Below are 15,762 nucleotides of genomic sequence, written 5' to 3' on the forward strand. Positions count from 1 at the left end.
CGATGGTTGAAACCCTCAAAGTCTTTCTGCGCAACCGCAAGGCGGCGTTCGGGCTGATTATCGTTCTGGCCTATGTGGCTGTCGCCGTTTTCGGGCCGATGATCCTTGGCGCCGACCCCATGGCGCGGGTGGGACGTCCGCACATGTCGCCCGATGGCGAGGCGTTGATGGGCACGACGCGGATGGGCCGCGATGTCTTTGCGCAACTGATCTACGGAACACGCACCTCGCTGGCCGTCGGGTTTTTCGCCGGGTTGTTGGTGGTGGTCATCGGCACCGTTTTGGGCATCGCCGCTGGCTATTTCGGCGGGCTGATCGACGAGATCATCAATTTCTGCACCAATGTGGTGCTGGTCATTCCCCAGCTTCCCCTGCTTCTGGTCATTGCTGCTTTCGTTGGCCAGACCTCGCCCTTCGTCATCGCCATCATCATTGGGGTCACCTCATGGGCGTGGGGGGCGCGGGTGACACGCGCGCAGACCATGACGTTGCGCCAGCGCGAATATATCCAGGCGTCCGAATTGATCGGCGAGCCCGCCCACCGGATGATCTTTGTGGAGTTGCTGCCCAACCTGCTCTCGATCATCGGGTTCAATTTCATCGGTTCGGTGACCTACACGATCATCACTCAGGCGACGCTCGAATTTTTAGGCCTGGGCAATCCCATGTCGGTTTCGTGGGGCACCATGCTCTATCACGCGCAGAATTCCTCGGCGATCACCGTGGGGGCGTGGTGGGAAGTGCTGGCGCCGGCTGTCGCCGTGGCCGGTATCGGCATCGGACTATCGCTCCTCAATTTCGGGGTCGATGAAATCTCCAACCCGCGCCTGCGCACGCTCGGCACCATAGCGGCGGCGGCAAAGGCGCAGGAAAAGCTCGACCGCCAGCGCGCGGCCGGCAAGCTGGAGGCAGCACAATGAGCGCCCTGGTTTCGGTTCGCGGATTGCAGGTCGATTATCTCACCGGCAAGGGTCTGTTCACTGCCGTAAAGGGTGTCGATTTCGACATCGGGCAGGGCGAGGTGATGGGGCTGGCCGGAGAGTCGGGGTGCGGGAAATCGACGATCGCGTTTTCGCTCATGCGCCTGCACCGCCCGCCCGCCATCATCTCCAGGGGCACCATCATGATCGATGGCACCGATGTGCTGGCCATGCCGGCGGCAAAACTGGAAAAATGGCGCTGGTCGTCGGTGTCCATGGTGTTTCAAAGCGCCATGAATTCGCTCAACCCGGTGCTGACCCTGTTCGAGCAATTCCGCGACATGCTGGCGCGGCACACCAGGCTTTCCAAGCCGGAGATCCGGGCGCGGGCCGAGGAGCTTGTGGCTCTCGTCGGCATCCCGGCCGCACGGCTCGACGATTATCCGCACCAGCTTTCAGGCGGCATGCGCCAACGGGTCGTTCTGGCCATGGCGCTGGCGCTCAATCCCAAGCTGATCGTGATGGACGAGCCCACCACGGCGCTCGATGTGGTGGTGCAGCGCGAAATCCTCCAGGAAATCATGGCGCTCAAGGCCAAGTTCGGGTTTTCGATCCTGTTCATCACCCATGATCTGGCGCTGATGAGCCAGTTTGCCGACCGGATCGCGGTGATGCTGGAGGGCGAGATCGTCGAACATGCTTCGACCGCCAGTATCGTTTCCGATCCGCAGCATCATTACACACGCAAACTCTGGGATGCGATGCCAAAGATCGCTGTGAGGGAGGCAAGCTGATGACTGACACACCGCTTCTCGAAATCGACAACGCCTCGAAGGTCTTTCATCTCAAGCCCATGTTCGGGGCCGGGAAAGAGGTGGTGGCGATGCGCAATGTTTCGCTGTCGATCCACAAGGGCAGGGCGCTGGCCGTAGTCGGGGAATCGGGCTCGGGAAAATCGACCATCGGGCGGGCCGTCACCCGGTTGTTTGAACTCTCGGAAGGCGAAGTGCGGTTCAAGGGCCGCAACATTGCCGACATCAAGGGACGTGCCGAAGAGCTTGCCTATTCCCAGGCCGTGCAGATGGTGTTTCAGGACCCGTTTGCGGCGCTTAATCCGGCCCATACCATTCGCCATCACCTCGAACGCCCGCTCAAACTGCACAAAAAACTCAGCGGCAGCGGGCTGGCCGATGCGGTGGGTGGCGTATTGGCCGATGTGGAACTCGATCCCTCCGTGACGCTGGAAAAATATCCGCACGAATTGTCTGGCGGCCAGCGCCAGCGGGTCAATCTGGCGCGGGCACTGGCGGTCGGGGCCGAACTGATCGTGGCGGACGAACCCACTTCGATGCTCGACGTGTCGATCCGCAAATCGGTGCTGGGCTTGATGCAGCGCATGAAGGCCGAGCGCGGCATCACGTTTCTTTATATCACCCACGATATCGCGACCGCCCATTATCTGGCCGAGGACACCGCCGTGATGTTCGGCGGTCAGGTGGTCGAATGGGGGCCGTCGGAAAGCGTTATTTCCAATCCCCAGCACGCCTATACCAAAGTGCTGCTTTCGGCGGTGCCCGATCCCAATGTCCGGTTCGTTGCCGATGCGGATGGGGGCAAGGCGTTTGCCGAGAACATAGAAAAGGTGCGGGCGCTGGCCCGCCGGGCGGCGGGCTTGCCCGTCGAGGTCGAGCCGGGGCATTTTGTCCGTCATCGCTTTGAGGATATGGACGCCGCCTGATGGATCTTCTCGTTCGCCTTTACGATCTTCCTCGCTACGACTATGCGCGCGTGGCGGGGCAGGGCACCACCCTGCGCCGGGCGCTCCCTCCCGAGCGCGGGCTGGTTGCCGATTGGGTCGAGGCCCATTTCTCCCGCCATTGGCGCAGCGAAGTGGAGGTGGGGTTTTCCCATCAGCCCATCGATGTGTGGGTGGCCACCGATACGACAGGGCTATTGGGCTTCGCCTGCGGCGATGTCACGGCGCGGGGTTTTTTCGGGCCGACCGGAGTGCTCGAATCCGCGCGCGGACGCGGCATTGGTGAGGCGCTGCTGTTCCGAACCCTCGAGGATCTGCGCGACAGGGGTTTCGCCTATGCGGTGATCGGGGATCCGGGGCCGGTGGCGTTTTACAAAAAGAAGCTCGACGCCATCGAAATCCCCCATTCCAAACCGGGTATCTACAAGGACATGCTGAAATAAATGGACCTTTACGCGCTTAACCCCTTTTCGGGTGACCCCGATCGCCGCGCCATCTGGGAAATGCTGGTGGCGCGCGACATCGAGGCGTTTCTGGCCTGCGACTGGTCGATGGTCGAACCTGATTTCGCGGCCGACCGCTTCATGGGAATCGACGGCAAGGCTTCAGCCAATCCCGACGACTGGCGGATCAGCTTTCCGACGCTGGAGGCCTATCGCGACTCATGGCTGGCCGGTGCCCGCGATTTCGCACCCCGCGCCGAGATCGCAACGGCACGGGCTGGGGTATTCGGCGCGACACAGCTCACCGACATCGAAATCACCGGAGACCGCGCGCTGGCGCACAAGAAGTTCAACGGCAGGGTCGAAATGAAGGACGGCTCATTCGATGTCCTTGATTGGCAGTCGGTCTATACGCTGGCGCGGATCGGGGGCATTTGGAAGCTGACGGGGTTCATCGGCTATCTGCCTTATCAGATGGGACAAACCGGCGACTGACTCACCGTTCAGGCGGCGTCCAATCGCTTTCCACCGACTTGCGCCGGCTCAGCCGCAGCGCCAGCCCCACGATCACGCCCACACCGATAGCCACTGTGAGATCGACCACCACCGTCAGAACGAGGGTGAGCACAAGCAGCGCCTTGTCGCTGGTTCGCCCTTTTCCATATTCGGCCCATTTGTGGGGCTCGCTCATGTTCCAGGCGGTAACGATCAGCAAGGCAGCAAGCGCGGGCATGACGAGGTAGCCGGCCAGTGGGGCGGCAATGAGCATCACCAGCAGGATCACCGCCGCATGAACGATCCCAGCGACCGGCGTCTTGCCGCCGGCCCTCACATTGGTCGCGGTGCGGGCGATGGCACCGGTGGCGGGCAGACCGCCGAACAGGGCTGAACCGATATTGGCCGCTCCTTGCGCCAGAAGCTCTGCGTTGGGCCGGTGATGGCCTTCGATCATGCGGTCGGCGACCATGGCCGAGAGCAGCGATTCCACTCCGGCGAGAAACGCGATGACAAGGGCCGAGGGAAACAGGTCCACCATGCGCGCGAGACTGAGGTCGGGCAGTTGCGGCCAGGGAAGATGGTTGGGCAAGGCGCCGAAACGCGATTGAAGCGTATCGACCGGCAATCCGGCAAGCACCACCAGAACCGACCCGATGCCAACGGCCACGATCAATCCGGGAAAGCGTGGCGCCACGCGGCGCAGCACGATGATCAGCACCAGAGTTACAACGGCGATGCCGAAGGCGGCGAGGTTGAAACTTCCCCGCGCTTCCCAAAGCACCGGAATTTTTTCGAGGAATTCAGCCGGCACATGGGCGACCGACAGCCCGAGAAAATCGGGAAGCTGGCTGGTGGCGATCACCACGGCAATGCCGATGGTGAACCCGTTTACCACCGCTTCGGGGATGTAGGCGATCAGCCGCCCGGCCCGGAAATATCCCGCCACCAGCAGGATCACCCCGGCCATCAGCGTGGCCAGCACCAGCCCGTCATAGCCGTGCTCAGCGATAACTCCGAAAACGACGATAATGAAGGCACCCGTCGGTCCCCCGATCTGCACGCGGCTGCCGCCGAGCAGGGAAATCAGAAATCCTGCAACAATGGCGGTAATCAACCCCTTGGCCGGATCGGCACCCGACGCTATGGCGATGGCAAGGCTCAAGGGAAGCGCCACCATCGCAACGGTGGCCCCGGCGATCAGATCGGCCAGAAACAGCAACGAGGTGTAAGAACGAAGGGTGGTCAGGATTTTCGGCGAGCGCATGGCAACCGACTAGCATAGCCGATGGGGGAATTCAGCAGATTTCGTCAGGCGCCAGCGTCCGCCCAGCGCAAGTTTGCACCAAGGTGTATCGCAAAGGGAACAAATTCCGTTCACGATTATTTCTTGTCGCAGGGGTGGTCATCCCGGTGTCAGCCTGTAGGCTATAGACTGGAAATCATGACCTGAGCCAGACCGGGAGAAAATCCGTGAAACTGCTTTCCATCATTGCTGGCGCGGCTGTCGCCGCCGCGCTGACCACGACTGCCTACGGACAGGTGGTTGTTTCGTCCAAGATCGACACCGAGGGCGGTGTGCTCGGCAACATCATCTTGCAGATGCTGCAGGCCAACGACATCGAGACCGAGAATCGCATTCAGCTGGGCGCGACGCCCATCGTGCGCGAGGCGATTGCCGCGGGACAGATCGACATCTACCCGGAATACACGGGCAATGGCGCGTTCTTTTTCGGGCTTACGGACGAGGACGTCTGGAACGATGCGCAGGCCGGCTTCGAGCGGGTTGCCGAGATGGACCTGCAAGAAAACGATGTGGTGTGGCTGACGCCTTCGCCGGCCAACAACACATGGGCCATTGCCGTGCGCTCGGATGTCGCCGAGGAAAACGGGCTGGCGACCATGTCCGACTTCGGCGCCTATATCGCTGATGGCGGTGAAATCGTGCTGGCCGCCTCGAGCGAGTTCGTGACCTCGCCGGCTGCCTTGCCGGCCTTTCAGGAGGCTTACGGGTTCGAGTTGAGTTCGGACCAGTTGATCCAGCTATCGGGTGGCGATACGGCAGCAACGATTTCGGCTGCGGCCAACCAGACCTCGGGTGCCAATGCGGCGATGGTCTACGGCACCGACGGCGGAATCGCACCCTCGGGGCTCGTTGTGATGGAGGACGATATGGGCGTGCAGCCGGTCTATGCGCCCGCGCCGATCATCCGCCAGGATGTGCTGGAAGAGTATCCGCAGATCGAGGACATCCTTGCACCGGTGTTTGAGGGTCTGACGCTCGAAGTGCTGCAGGATCTCAACGGCCGCGTGCAGGTGGGAGGCGAGCCCGCCGAAGCGGTCGCTGAATCCTACCTGACCGAAAACGGCTTCCTCTAGAAAAGGAAAGGGCCGCGCCTGACCTCGCGCGGCCCAAGCCATCTTGACGGCGCTCGCCCGGGCCGGGACCCATTCATTGCGTATCGACAAGCTCGGAGTGGTGGTTGCCGCTCTGGGGCTTTTTGCGCTCGTCTTTCAGTCTTTCCTGGTCTTTCGTGCCAACCGGATCGTTCCCGGCGAGGCTGTTCCTGCCTGGGATGCGCTGGGTGCGGGCGGCGTTGTGCTTTATGGCGGGCTCGGTGTTGCGCTGTTGATCCTCCTGCTCAAGACCTCGCTTGCCGTTCGGCTGGGGGTTTCCAGTCTTGCGCTTGTCGCTCTGGCCGTTGCGGTGGGCATCGGGTCCTCCGCGCTGATCCCCGAAGGTGACACCTATGCCCGCGTGTCACCCGGTTCGGGTGTGTGGATCATGGTGTTTGCCTTTGCGCTGGCCGCAACCGACGCGCTGGCGCGGCTGCGGCTGGGGCCGTTCACGCGGGTGGGGCTTCTGATTGCCGTGGCGGTGGTGCTGTGGGGCATTCTTGCTTCGGGGCTGTGGGACGATCTGGCGGTTATGCGGGAGTATCAGGGGCGGCAATCGGCGTTCTTTGCCCAATTGCAGGTGCATCTGTTTCTCGCCTTCGGAGCAGTGGCGGTGGCGGTGCTGGTCGGGGTGCCGGTGGGGATCTTGTGCTACCGTATCCCCAGGGTTAGGGCCGGCATTCTGGGCAGTCTCAATATCGTCCAGACCGTCCCCTCGATTGCGCTGTTCGGGCTTCTGATCGCGCCGATGGCGTGGGTGGGGGCCAATGTGCCGGGCGCGCGCGAGCTGGGGATCGGCGGGATCGGCTACGCGCCGGCCTTTCTGGCGCTGTTTGCCTATTCGCTGCTGCCCATTGTTTCCAACACCGTTGTCGGGCTCGATGGGGTGCCGCGCGATGCGAACGAAGCGGCGCGTGGCATGGGCATGACCAATGGCCAGCGCATGAGAGGCGTTCTGTTGCCGCTGGCTTTCCCGGTGATCCTCACCGGCATCCGCATCATTTTGGTCCAGAACATCGGTCTGGCGGTCATTGCCGGGCTGATCGGGGGCGGGGGGCTTGGCACCTTCGTGTTCCAGGGCATTTCGCAAACCGCCATGCCGCTCGTTTTGCTCGGGGCGATCCCCGCCGTCGCCATGGCGTTCGCGGCGGCCATCGTGCTCGACGCCGGGGTGGAATTGAGCCAGGGCCGCCAGAGGGCAAGACCATGATCGAAATCGACCATCTCACCAAGACCTATGACGGGCGCGCCGTGGTCGATGATGTGACGCTCACCGTGCCCAGCCGGGAGATCGTTGCCATCGTGGGCACGTCGGGCTCGGGCAAGACGACGCTGTTGCGCATGATCAACCGTCTGGTCGAACCGAGCGCCGGCACCATCCGCATCGACGGGCAGGATACTCACGATTTGCCTCCTTACGAATTGCGGCGCCAGATCGGCTACGCCATTCAGGGGCACGGGCTGTTTCCCCATCGCGACGTGGCGCACAATATCGGCACCGTCCCGCGCCTTCTGGGATGGGACAAGCACAAGATTTCCGCGCGGGTGGACGAACTTTTGGAGATGTTCCAGCTCGAGCCCGATCAATACCGCTCGCGCATGCCACACGAGCTTTCCGGTGGTCAGAAGCAGCGGGTCGGCGTGGCGCGGGCGCTGGCGGCGGGGCCGCTGGTTTTGCTCATGGACGAACCGTTCGGCGCGCTCGATCCGATCATCCGCGCCAAGGCGCAGGCCGATCTGGTGGAAATCCAGCAGCGGCTGGGGACAACCGTCGTTCTTGTCACCCATGACATGGACGAAGCGATAAGGCTGGGCGACCGCATTGCGGTGATGAGCGAGGGCAAGGTTTTGCAATACGCTTCGCCCGAGGAGATCATCGCCAATCCGGTGGACGATTTCGTCGAGGCGATGCTGGGATCGGGGGACAAGGCGTTCCGGCTTTTGACCCTCGATCACGTCTCCTCTGTGGTCGAACCGGGCGAGGCCGAGGGCCAGCCGGTCGACACAAACCTCTCTCTGCGCGACGCCTATTCGGAAATGCTGTGGTCGCAGCGCCCGGTGCTGCCGGTGACCAAAGATGGCGTTCCAGTCGGGATCGTCACCCGAGCGGCGCTGGAAAAACGGGCAGCGCGGCCGCAATGAGGATCGGGGTCGTCATTAGGCTGGTGGTTCTGGCGCTGCTCATCGCGTTTATCGTGACGCCGCAGAGCTTTGCGCCGCTGTTCGCGCCGCTGGTGCGCGAGGGAACGCCGCCGATCTACACCCAGACGACCATTCTTTCCCTCACGCTGAGCCATCTGGCCATCGTAGGGTTCGCCACGGTGCTGGCGACGCTTTTCGCCGTTGGCCTGGCCATTCTGGTCACCCGCCCGTTCGGGGAGGAATTCCTGCCCCTTTCGCGCGCCATCGCCAATATTGGACAGACATTTCCGCCGGTCGCGGTGCTGGCGCTGGCGGTGCCCATGTTGGGGTTCGGCACAGGGCCGACGCTGGTGGCCCTGTTTCTGTACGGGCTGCTGCCGATTTTCGAGAACGCGCTGACCGGGCTGACCTCGCTGGCCCCTTCGGTGCGCGAGGCGGCGCGCGGCACCGGCATGACCGGCTGGCAGAGGCTCTCGGGGGTAGAATTGCCGCTGGCTCTCCCGGTGATCCTTGCGGGCATCAGGCTTTCGGCGGTCATTTCACTCTCGACCGCCACCATCGGCTCGACCGTTGCGGCGCGCACCCTGGGCGAAGTCATCATCGCCGGTCTGGTCTCTGGCAACACGGCGTTTGTGTTGCAGGGCGGGCTGATCGTTGGGGCTTTGGCAGTCTTGATCTATGACGGGTTTGTGGGGCTGGAAAAGTTCATGGCCCGGCGCATGGGGAATGTTTAGGCCACTTCCAAAACGTCGACGGCCTGGGTCGTTTCCTGCCCGCCCGCCGAGCGCAGCATGCCCACGATTGGGGTGACGTCGGAATAATCGCGCCCATAGCCGATGACGATGTGGTCCTGGCCGGCAAAGATCGCGTTGGTGGGATCGAACTCCACCCAGCCGGTTTCCCGTCCGCACCAGACCTTCACCCAGGCGTGCATGGCGTCGGCGCCTTCGAGCCGCTCTTCGCCCTCGGGCGGGATGGTGCGCAGGAACCCCGAGACATAGCCGGCCGGAACGCCCAGCCCGCGCAGGCCGGCAATCATGATGTGCGCGAAATCCTGGCAGACCCCGCGCCTGAGCTCAAAAGCCTCATCGACGGGGGTATCGACCAGCGTCGCTTCGCCGTCATAGGCGAAATCGGCATGGATGCGCAGGCAGAGATCATGGGCCATCTCGCGCACCGAAATCCCTTGCCTGACGCTCGATTTCGCATAGGCGGTGATCGCCGGATCGATGGCGATACGCGGGCTGGGGCTCAGGAAATGATGGGGAGAGAGCGGGCTCATGTCCCAATTGCCGGTGATTTCCTTTTGCAACGCGTCCAGCGTTGGAGTGAAGTCGATGCCGGGATCGCCGCGCAGCACCTCGACACGGGCGGCAATGGCGATTTCGAGGGTGTCATGGGCGCTGCGATAGGCGAGCGACCCAACACGCGTGCCGAAGAAATCGGTGAACTCGGAGCGCTCGGCCGGTTGAGGATCGACGGTCAGGCTTGCTGCCACCACCCGCTGGATGCCCGGCAGATTGGCCGGAAACACCCGCACAAGATGCCGCCCGCCCGAAACCGGGGCGTCATAGGCATAATCGAGCTTGAGCCGGATGTCGTAAAGCATGGTCAGGGCGCCATCGGGGGCAAGTCGGAGCGCGTGGATCGCACCCTCCACTCTCTCACCCCGGCCTTGAGGCGGGATCCGGTTCGCTCGGGCCCCGCAAACGATCCGCGGGCGCTGCCGTTTACTGGATCCCGGCTCAAGGCCAGGATGACGGCTGGGGAGGAGGGTGCGCCAATGCGAAACATCAGAAATACATCTCCGAGATCAGGTTGGAGATGTTGGCCAGCCCGTTGCCGACTCCGATCAGCATGTCGGGGTTCACGTCGGCGGCGTCGATGACGGCCAGTTCGGTCTGGAGTTTGAGCGCGGCCTTGGCGGCGGCGGAAAGCTGGCCGTCGACATGGCCGCCGGGCAGCTCCTTGAGCTGTTCGAGCAGTTCGGTCAATTGGAACATCACCGAACGCGGATTGAGCGGATCGGAGATCAGCAGTTCGACGGCGCCCAGATTGCCGTAGCCATAGCCGTAGCGGCGGCGGTGGGTCATTACGCTGTCGCCGATTTCGAGCAGCATTTCAGTGGCCCCGTCCGGCGCGTCGGGGGCGCACAGCCACGTGGCGATCTCGGCGATCTGGATGCCGCGTTCGAGCCGGCGGCCGATTTCAAGAAAGCGCCAGCCGGCAAAGCGGTACATGTTTTCATGCACGAGGCCGGAAAAGCCGGCCAGCTTGCGCAGCAGCACGGTCATGGCGCGGGTGGCGTCGTCGCCGGGTTTTATGGTGCGCCCGAACCGCTTGGCGGTTTTTTGCAGGTCGGTCAGCGCCAGCCAGCCATCGGGCGAAAAGCGGTCGCGGATCTGGCTGGCCGAGCGCACCGCGCCATCAATGATGGCCAGAAGCCCGACTGGAACCGCTTCGGTCGCGTCGATGCCGAGCGGTTCGAGATAATCGCGGGTTGCGAGCAGGAGCGGGTTATCTTCGCGGCCCAGTTCGGCAAGGCGCAGATGGTAGGCGCGCAGGATGCGCACGCTCGCCTCGCAACGCTCGGCATAGCGCCCCAGCCAGATCAGATTGTCCCCGGCCCGCGAGGGCAGATTGCCCGAGGGATTTCGTTCGATCGGGGTGTTGGATTTGGCAAGCAGGGTCACCTGCTCGACTTCGCTTTCGCTCACCACCCACACATCGGCGGCCTGTCCGCCGCGCTGCATGGCGATGGCTGCCGTGTCGAGCGCATAGCCGACGCGGGCAAAGCCGCCAGGCATGATCGACCAGCCCTCTGCCGTGCGGGCCGCATAGACGCGCAGCGTTATGGGACGCGGCTCGAGCGCGCCGCCGACATAGACGGGAGCCGTGGAGAGCTTGACCGCCTCCTGCGCCGCAAAGGCTTTGGGGTCGGCCTCGATCTTTGCCAGAAGCTCTTTGCGCGCATCGGGGTCGAGGTCGGCAATGGCCGCGGTGCCGCCGTCATCGTCGATGGACAGCAGAGTGGAGAGCGCCGGGCCGACCAGAAGGGAATCGAAATTGTCGCGCACATAGGCGCGGGCTGCCTCGCCGCCACACCACCATGTGGCGATGTTGGGCAGGGCAAGATCGGAGCCGAGGCGCGATCTGGCGATGGCCGGCAGGAAGGCGCCGAGCGCACGGGTTTCCAGAATGCCGGCCCCAAGGGAATTGACAAAGCCCACCGAGCCGCGCCGCACCGCTTCGGCAAGGCCGGGCGTTCCGATCTGGCTGTCCTGGCGCAATTCGAGCGGGTCGGTGAAATCGCCATCGAGCCGCCGCCAGAGAACGGAAATCGGTTTGAGCCCGGAGACGGTGCGCACCATGACCTGGCCATCGACGACCACAAGGTCTTCGCCCTGCACCAGCAGGAACCCCAGATAGCGCGCGATATAGGCGTGCTCGAAATAGGTTTCGTTGAGAGGGCCGGGGGTGAGGATCGCCACGCGGCCCGCGCCCTCGCCGCCCATGTCGGTCAGCGAATTGCGGAAATCGCGGAAAAAGCCGGCCAGCCGGTGGACGTTGAGATCGGCATAGATGTCAGCCAGCGCGCGGGTAGTTGCCACGCGGTTTTCCAGTGCGAACCCCGCCCCCGAAGGCGCTTGCGTTCGATCGCCCAGCACCCACCAGCGCCCATCGGGGCCGCGGCCCAACTCGAAGGCGCAGAAATGGAGGTGATGGCCGCTCGTGGGCGCGATGCCGACTATGGGGCGCAAGAATTCGGGGTTGCCGGCGATCAGTTCGGGCGGCAACAGGCCCTCGCGGACCAGGGTGTTGTTGCCATAGATGTCGGCAATCACCGTTTCGAGCAGGTCGGCGCGCTGGGCGAGCCCGGCTTCGATGCCGCGCCATTCGTCCTCGGCGATCAGCAGCGGGATATGGGCCAGCGGCCAGTCGCGCTCGCCCTGTTCGAGCCCGTCATACATGCGGTAGAAGACGCCCGCGTCGCGCAGATACTGGTCGGCGTGCTGGAAGCGGCTGGTCAGTTCCTCGGCGCCCAGCGCGTCCAGCGCCGACATGAATTTGAGCCAGCCGGGTTTGACCGTGCCGTCGGGCGCGACCATTTCGTCGGGCACGCCCGAGATCGGGCGGTAGGCGCCGATCAGTTCAGGCATCTTTTGTGCCCTGGCGCGCTTGGGAGAAAGGTCCATCTAAAGCCACTGGTGAGGTCGCCTCAGGTCCAGCGTCAGAGGAAACTCGGGCGTGGGCGCTTCGGCCGGCAAATCGTAAGAACCGGCACTATGTCCATTGGGTATGAATCGCGCAAGCCGTCTTGCTTCGGCCTCGTTGGCATTCACAGGAAAGGTCTCATAGTTCCGACCCGCCGGATGGGCCACGTGGTAGATGCACCCGCCCACGGCGCGACCGGTCCAAGTATCATAGATGTCGAACACCAGGGGCGTGTTGACCGGGAGTTCGGGATGGAGGCCCGAGGCGGGTTGCCAGGCCTTGTAGCGCACCCCCGCCACCGAAACGCCTGACAGATCGGTCTTTGTCAACGGAACCGGCCGGCGGTTGCAGGCCACCGTGTAGCGTTCGGGCTCGGGACCGGTCAGCTTGACCTGCAGCCGCTCGAGCGAGGAATCCACATAGCGTACAGTGCCGCCGATGGCGCCGGTTTCGCCCATCACGTGCCAGGGTTCGAGCGCCTGGCGGATTTCGAGCGTGTGGCCCGCAGCCATCACTTCGCCGCAGAAGGGGAAGCGGAATTCGAGCTGGGCTTCAAACCATTCGGGTTTGAAATCATAGCCGTGCTGGCGCAGGTCATCGAGCACGTCGAGAAAATCGGCCCAGACGTAATGGGGCAGCATGAATCGGTCGTGCAGCCGCGTGCCCCAGCGGACCAGCTTGCCCTTGATGGGGTCTTTCCAGAACCGCACGATCAGCGCGCGGACCAGTAATTGCTGGGCAAGGCTCATCCTAGCATTGGGTGGCATCTCGAAGCCGCGGAATTCGACAAGGCCCAGCCGTCCGGTCGGCCCGTCGGGGGAATAGAGCTTGTCGATGCAGATTTCCGAGCGGTGCGTGTTGCCGGTCACATCGACCAGAAGATTGCGGAACAGCCGGTCCACCAGCCAGGGCCGGGGCGCATCGCCCTCGCCGGGGGCGGGCACTTGGGCCATGGCGATTTCGAGTTCGTAAAGGCTGTCGTGCCGTGCCTCATCAAAGCGCGGAGCCTGGGAGGTGGGGCCGATGAAAAGGCCGGAAAACAGATAGGACAGGGAAGGGTGGCGCTGCCAGTGCAGGATCAGCGATTTGAGCAGGTCGGGGCGGCGCAGGAAGGGGCTGTCATTGGGCGTCGCGCCGCCGACAACCACGTGATTGCCGCCGCCGGTGCCCGTGTGCTTGCCGTCGATCATGAACTTGTCGGCGCCCAGCCGGGCGAGCCGCGCTTCTTCATAGACCGCCTCGGTGATCGAGACGCATTCGTCCCAATTGGCGGCCGGGTGGACATTGACCTCGATGACGCCGGGATCGGGTGCCACGCGGATCACATTGAGGCGCGGGTCATGCGGCGGCGCGTAGCCCTCGATGTGGACCGCAAGCCCGAGTTTTTCCGCGGCCGTTTCGGCGGCGGCGATCAGTTCGAGATAGTCCTCGAGCTTTTCGGTGGGCGGCATGAAGACGGTCAGGCGGCCATCGCGCGGTTCGACCGAGAGCGCGGTGCGTACCTTGCCTTCGATATGGGTGATTTCCTGTTCGACCCGGGTCTGGGCAATGGTGTCGTCAGCGACCAGGCTCGCAACCGGCAGTTCGTCGCGCGGCGGCAGATCCTTGCGCGGGATCGTGGGGTCTTCGGGAACGATATGAGGGTAATCGCTCTCGGGAATATGGGGCAGCGTGCCGAGCGGCAGGCGATAGCCGACGGGTGAATCCCCGGCCACCAGAAACAGCTTGCCGCGCCGCGTCTTCCACACTTCGGTCAGCCAGCGCGAGGGCTGGGCCGGCGCGTTCCATTTCTGGACCGGCAGCACGAAGCCGGTCGGTTCGGTCAGTCCGCGCTCGAAGACCCGGGTCATGCGCATGCGCTCTTCGGGGTCTTTGAGTTTGGGATTTGTCGGATCGACGTTCTCGGGAAGATTGCCTTCCTTTAAGATCCAGTCGGCGGGGTCTTCAAAAGCTGGCTGGATGGTCGAGCCGTCAAGGCCCAGTGCGATGGCAAATTCGATGAGATAGGCTTTGGCCTGATCGGGGCTCGGGGTCTTGTCCGATGTCTCGTGGGCGATCAGATCGGGATTTTTCCAGACCGGCTCGCCGTCCTTGCGCCAATAGAGCGAGAAGGTCCAGCGCGGCAAGGTCTCGCCCGGATACCATTTGCCCTGACCGTAATGGAGGAACCCGCCGGGCGCGAAGCGCTGCTGGAGGCGGCGGATCAGGATGTCGGCTTTTTCGCGCTTTGTGGGCCCCACGGCGTCGGCGTTCCACTCGCCGGATTCGAAGTCGTCGATGGAAACGAAGGTCGGTTCGCCCCCCATCGTCAAGCGAACGTCATTGCTTGCCAGATCCTGATCGATCTTGCGGCCCAGGGAGCTCAGATCCATCCAGGACTGGTCCGAAAATGGCTTGGTGATGCGCGGATGCTCGGCCACACGGGTGACCTTCATGTCGAAGTCGAATTCGACATTGGCAAAGCTTGCCATCCCCGAAATCGGGGCGGCATTGGCATAATGGGGGGTTGCGGCGAGCGGGATATGGCTCTCCCCGGTCAGCAAGCCCGAGGTCGGATCGAGCCCCACCCAGCCGGCGCCGGGCAGATACACCTCGCACCAGGCATGGAGGTCGGTGAAGTCGTTTTCGGTGCCGGAGGGACCGTCGAGGGCCTTCAAATCAGGCTTTAGCTGAATGAGGTAGCCAGAAACAAACCGCGCCGCAAAGCCCAGATGTCTCAAGGTGTTGACCAGCAGCCAGCCGGTGTCACGGCAGCTCCCCTTCGCCTTTTCCAGCGTTTCTTCGGGCGTCTGCACGCCCGGTTCGAGCCGAACGATATAGCCGATTTCACGCTGCAGCCGGGCGTTGAGTTCGACCACGAAATCGACCGTGTTCTTGGGCGTCGGGTCGATTGACGCCAGCAGATCCTTGAACAGCGGGCCAAAGCTTGGGTCGGGCTTTCTGTAGATCTCAAGATCGGGCGCTATCGCTTCGGGATAGGTAAACGGCCAGGTATCGGCCTCGGGCTCCACGAAAAAGTCGAACGGGTTGTAAACCGTCATGTCGGCGATCAGATCGACTTCGATCTTGAGCTCGGTCACCGGCTCGGGAAAGACATAGCGCGCCTGGAAGTTGCCGTAGGGGTCCTGCTGGATATTCACGAAATGGTTGGACGGGCCGACCTTGAGCGAATGGCTGAGCACCTTGGTGCGCGAATGGGGGGCGGGCTGGAGCCGGATGATCTGCGGGCCGAGGGTGACGGGTCGGTCGTATTTGTAATGCGTGAGGTGATAGATCGCGGCCTTGATCGCCATAGGCAGACTCCTGATTGTTCCCACGCTCGCGCAGCAACGATAGCGGTAAAGCGGACGCTTCCGCAATCGCGCTTTACCGGCAATGCGTTAGTCGTCATGGT

Annotated in this window: 13 protein-coding genes; 9 read left to right on the top strand and 4 right to left on the bottom strand. The window is 63.3% G+C overall.

Annotated features, from left to right (window positions below; all coding sequences use genetic code 11):
- Nucleotides 1-2 precede the first annotated feature (2 nt).
- Genes OF122_RS05470 through OF122_RS05490 form a run of 5 tightly spaced genes read left to right on the top strand, consistent with a single transcriptional unit; the run spans nt 3 to nt 3,614 of the window.
- Nucleotides 3-920 (top strand): ABC transporter permease, encoded by a 918-nt coding sequence (locus OF122_RS05470; RefSeq protein ID WP_264226801.1) that lies wholly within the window; start codon nt 3-5, stop codon nt 918-920.
- The gene (locus OF122_RS05475) at nt 917-1,714 is read left to right on the top strand and encodes an ABC transporter ATP-binding protein (protein WP_264226802.1); all 798 of its coding nucleotides are present in this window, start codon (nt 917-919) and stop codon (nt 1,712-1,714) included. The genes OF122_RS05470 and OF122_RS05475 overlap by 4 nt, the downstream gene beginning before the upstream one ends.
- A complete protein-coding gene (locus OF122_RS05480) occupies nt 1,714-2,658 on the top strand; it encodes an ABC transporter ATP-binding protein (protein ID WP_264226803.1) in 945 nt (314 codons plus the stop codon). The genes OF122_RS05475 and OF122_RS05480 overlap by 1 nt, the downstream gene beginning before the upstream one ends.
- A complete protein-coding gene (locus OF122_RS05485; RefSeq protein WP_264226804.1) occupies nt 2,658-3,119 on the top strand; it encodes a GNAT family N-acetyltransferase in 462 nt (153 codons plus the stop codon). The genes OF122_RS05480 and OF122_RS05485 overlap by 1 nt, the downstream gene beginning before the upstream one ends.
- Nucleotides 3,120-3,614, top strand: coding sequence for a hypothetical protein (locus tag OF122_RS05490; protein ID WP_264226805.1), 495 nt, complete (start codon nt 3,120-3,122; stop codon nt 3,612-3,614).
- Between the two features lies 1 nt (nt 3,615).
- Here OF122_RS05490 and OF122_RS05495 read toward each other — a convergent pair whose 3' ends face one another.
- Nucleotides 3,616-4,881 carry a SulP family inorganic anion transporter gene (locus OF122_RS05495; protein ID WP_264226806.1) on the bottom strand — a complete coding sequence of 422 codons (1,266 nt, stop codon included), beginning with the start codon at nt 4,879-4,881 and terminating at the stop codon, nt 3,616-3,618.
- Nucleotides 4,882-5,063: 182 nt separating this feature from the next.
- On the opposite strand from OF122_RS05495, the gene osmF reads away from it, so the two are divergent.
- The 4 genes from osmF to OF122_RS05515 all read left to right on the top strand — a co-directional run bounded on the left by osmF (nt 5,064) and on the right by OF122_RS05515 (nt 8,887).
- Nucleotides 5,064-5,993 carry a glycine betaine ABC transporter substrate-binding protein OsmF gene (osmF, locus tag OF122_RS05500; RefSeq protein ID WP_408636329.1) on the top strand — a complete coding sequence of 310 codons (930 nt, stop codon included), beginning with the start codon at nt 5,064-5,066 and terminating at the stop codon, nt 5,991-5,993.
- A gap of 76 nt (nt 5,994-6,069) precedes the next feature.
- Nucleotides 6,070-7,221 (top strand): ABC transporter permease, encoded by a 1,152-nt coding sequence (locus OF122_RS05505; RefSeq protein ID WP_264226807.1) that lies wholly within the window; start codon nt 6,070-6,072, stop codon nt 7,219-7,221.
- The gene (locus OF122_RS05510) at nt 7,218-8,153 is read left to right on the top strand and encodes an ABC transporter ATP-binding protein (protein WP_264226808.1); all 936 of its coding nucleotides are present in this window, start codon (nt 7,218-7,220) and stop codon (nt 8,151-8,153) included. The genes OF122_RS05505 and OF122_RS05510 overlap by 4 nt, the downstream gene beginning before the upstream one ends.
- A complete protein-coding gene (locus OF122_RS05515; RefSeq protein ID WP_264226809.1) occupies nt 8,150-8,887 on the top strand; it encodes an ABC transporter permease in 738 nt (245 codons plus the stop codon). Before OF122_RS05510 ends, OF122_RS05515 begins: the two co-directional genes overlap by 4 nt.
- Here the strand turns inward: OF122_RS05515 and OF122_RS05520 are convergent.
- The 3 genes from OF122_RS05520 to OF122_RS05530 form a co-directional block, all read right to left on the bottom strand.
- Nucleotides 8,884-9,762: a transglutaminase family protein gene (locus OF122_RS05520; protein WP_264227615.1), complete on the bottom strand. Its 879-nt coding sequence runs from the start codon at nt 9,760-9,762 to the stop codon at nt 8,884-8,886. The two genes, OF122_RS05515 and OF122_RS05520, sit on opposite strands and share 4 nt — an antisense overlap.
- Nucleotides 9,763-9,946: 184 nt before the next feature.
- Nucleotides 9,947-12,349 (bottom strand): circularly permuted type 2 ATP-grasp protein, encoded by a 2,403-nt coding sequence (locus OF122_RS05525; RefSeq protein ID WP_264226810.1) that lies wholly within the window; start codon nt 12,347-12,349, stop codon nt 9,947-9,949.
- Nucleotides 12,350-15,661: a transglutaminase family protein gene (locus OF122_RS05530; RefSeq protein ID WP_264226811.1), complete on the bottom strand. Its 3,312-nt coding sequence runs from the start codon at nt 15,659-15,661 to the stop codon at nt 12,350-12,352. It abuts the gene before it with no gap.
- Nucleotides 15,662-15,762 lie beyond the last annotated feature (101 nt).

This window comes from Pelagibacterium flavum, from assembly GCF_025854335.1.
GTDB lineage: Bacteria > Pseudomonadota > Alphaproteobacteria > Rhizobiales > Devosiaceae > Pelagibacterium > Pelagibacterium flavum.

Bases quoted from the DNA above. Each gene is read 5' to 3' on its own strand.
- OF122_RS05470 (WP_264226801.1), top strand. From the start codon at position 3: ATGGTTGAAACCCTCAAAGTCTTTCTGCGCAACCGCAAGGCGGCGTTC.
- OF122_RS05475 (WP_264226802.1), top strand. From the start codon at position 917: ATGAGCGCCCTGGTTTCGGTTCGCGGATTGCAGGTCGATTATCTCACC.
- OF122_RS05480 (WP_264226803.1), top strand. From the start codon at position 1,714: ATGACTGACACACCGCTTCTCGAAATCGACAACGCCTCGAAGGTCTTT.
- OF122_RS05485 (WP_264226804.1), top strand. From the start codon at position 2,658: ATGGATCTTCTCGTTCGCCTTTACGATCTTCCTCGCTACGACTATGCG.
- OF122_RS05490 (WP_264226805.1), top strand. From the start codon at position 3,120: ATGGACCTTTACGCGCTTAACCCCTTTTCGGGTGACCCCGATCGCCGC.
- OF122_RS05495 (WP_264226806.1), bottom strand. From the start codon at position 4,881: ATGCGCTCGCCGAAAATCCTGACCACCCTTCGTTCTTACACCTCGTTG.
- OF122_RS05510 (WP_264226808.1), top strand. From the start codon at position 7,218: ATGATCGAAATCGACCATCTCACCAAGACCTATGACGGGCGCGCCGTG.
- OF122_RS05515 (WP_264226809.1), top strand. From the start codon at position 8,150: ATGAGGATCGGGGTCGTCATTAGGCTGGTGGTTCTGGCGCTGCTCATC.
- OF122_RS05520 (WP_264227615.1), bottom strand. From the start codon at position 9,762: ATGCTTTACGACATCCGGCTCAAGCTCGATTATGCCTATGACGCCCCG.
- OF122_RS05525 (WP_264226810.1), bottom strand. From the start codon at position 12,349: ATGGACCTTTCTCCCAAGCGCGCCAGGGCACAAAAGATGCCTGAACTG.
- OF122_RS05530 (WP_264226811.1), bottom strand. From the start codon at position 15,661: ATGGCGATCAAGGCCGCGATCTATCACCTCACGCATTACAAATACGAC.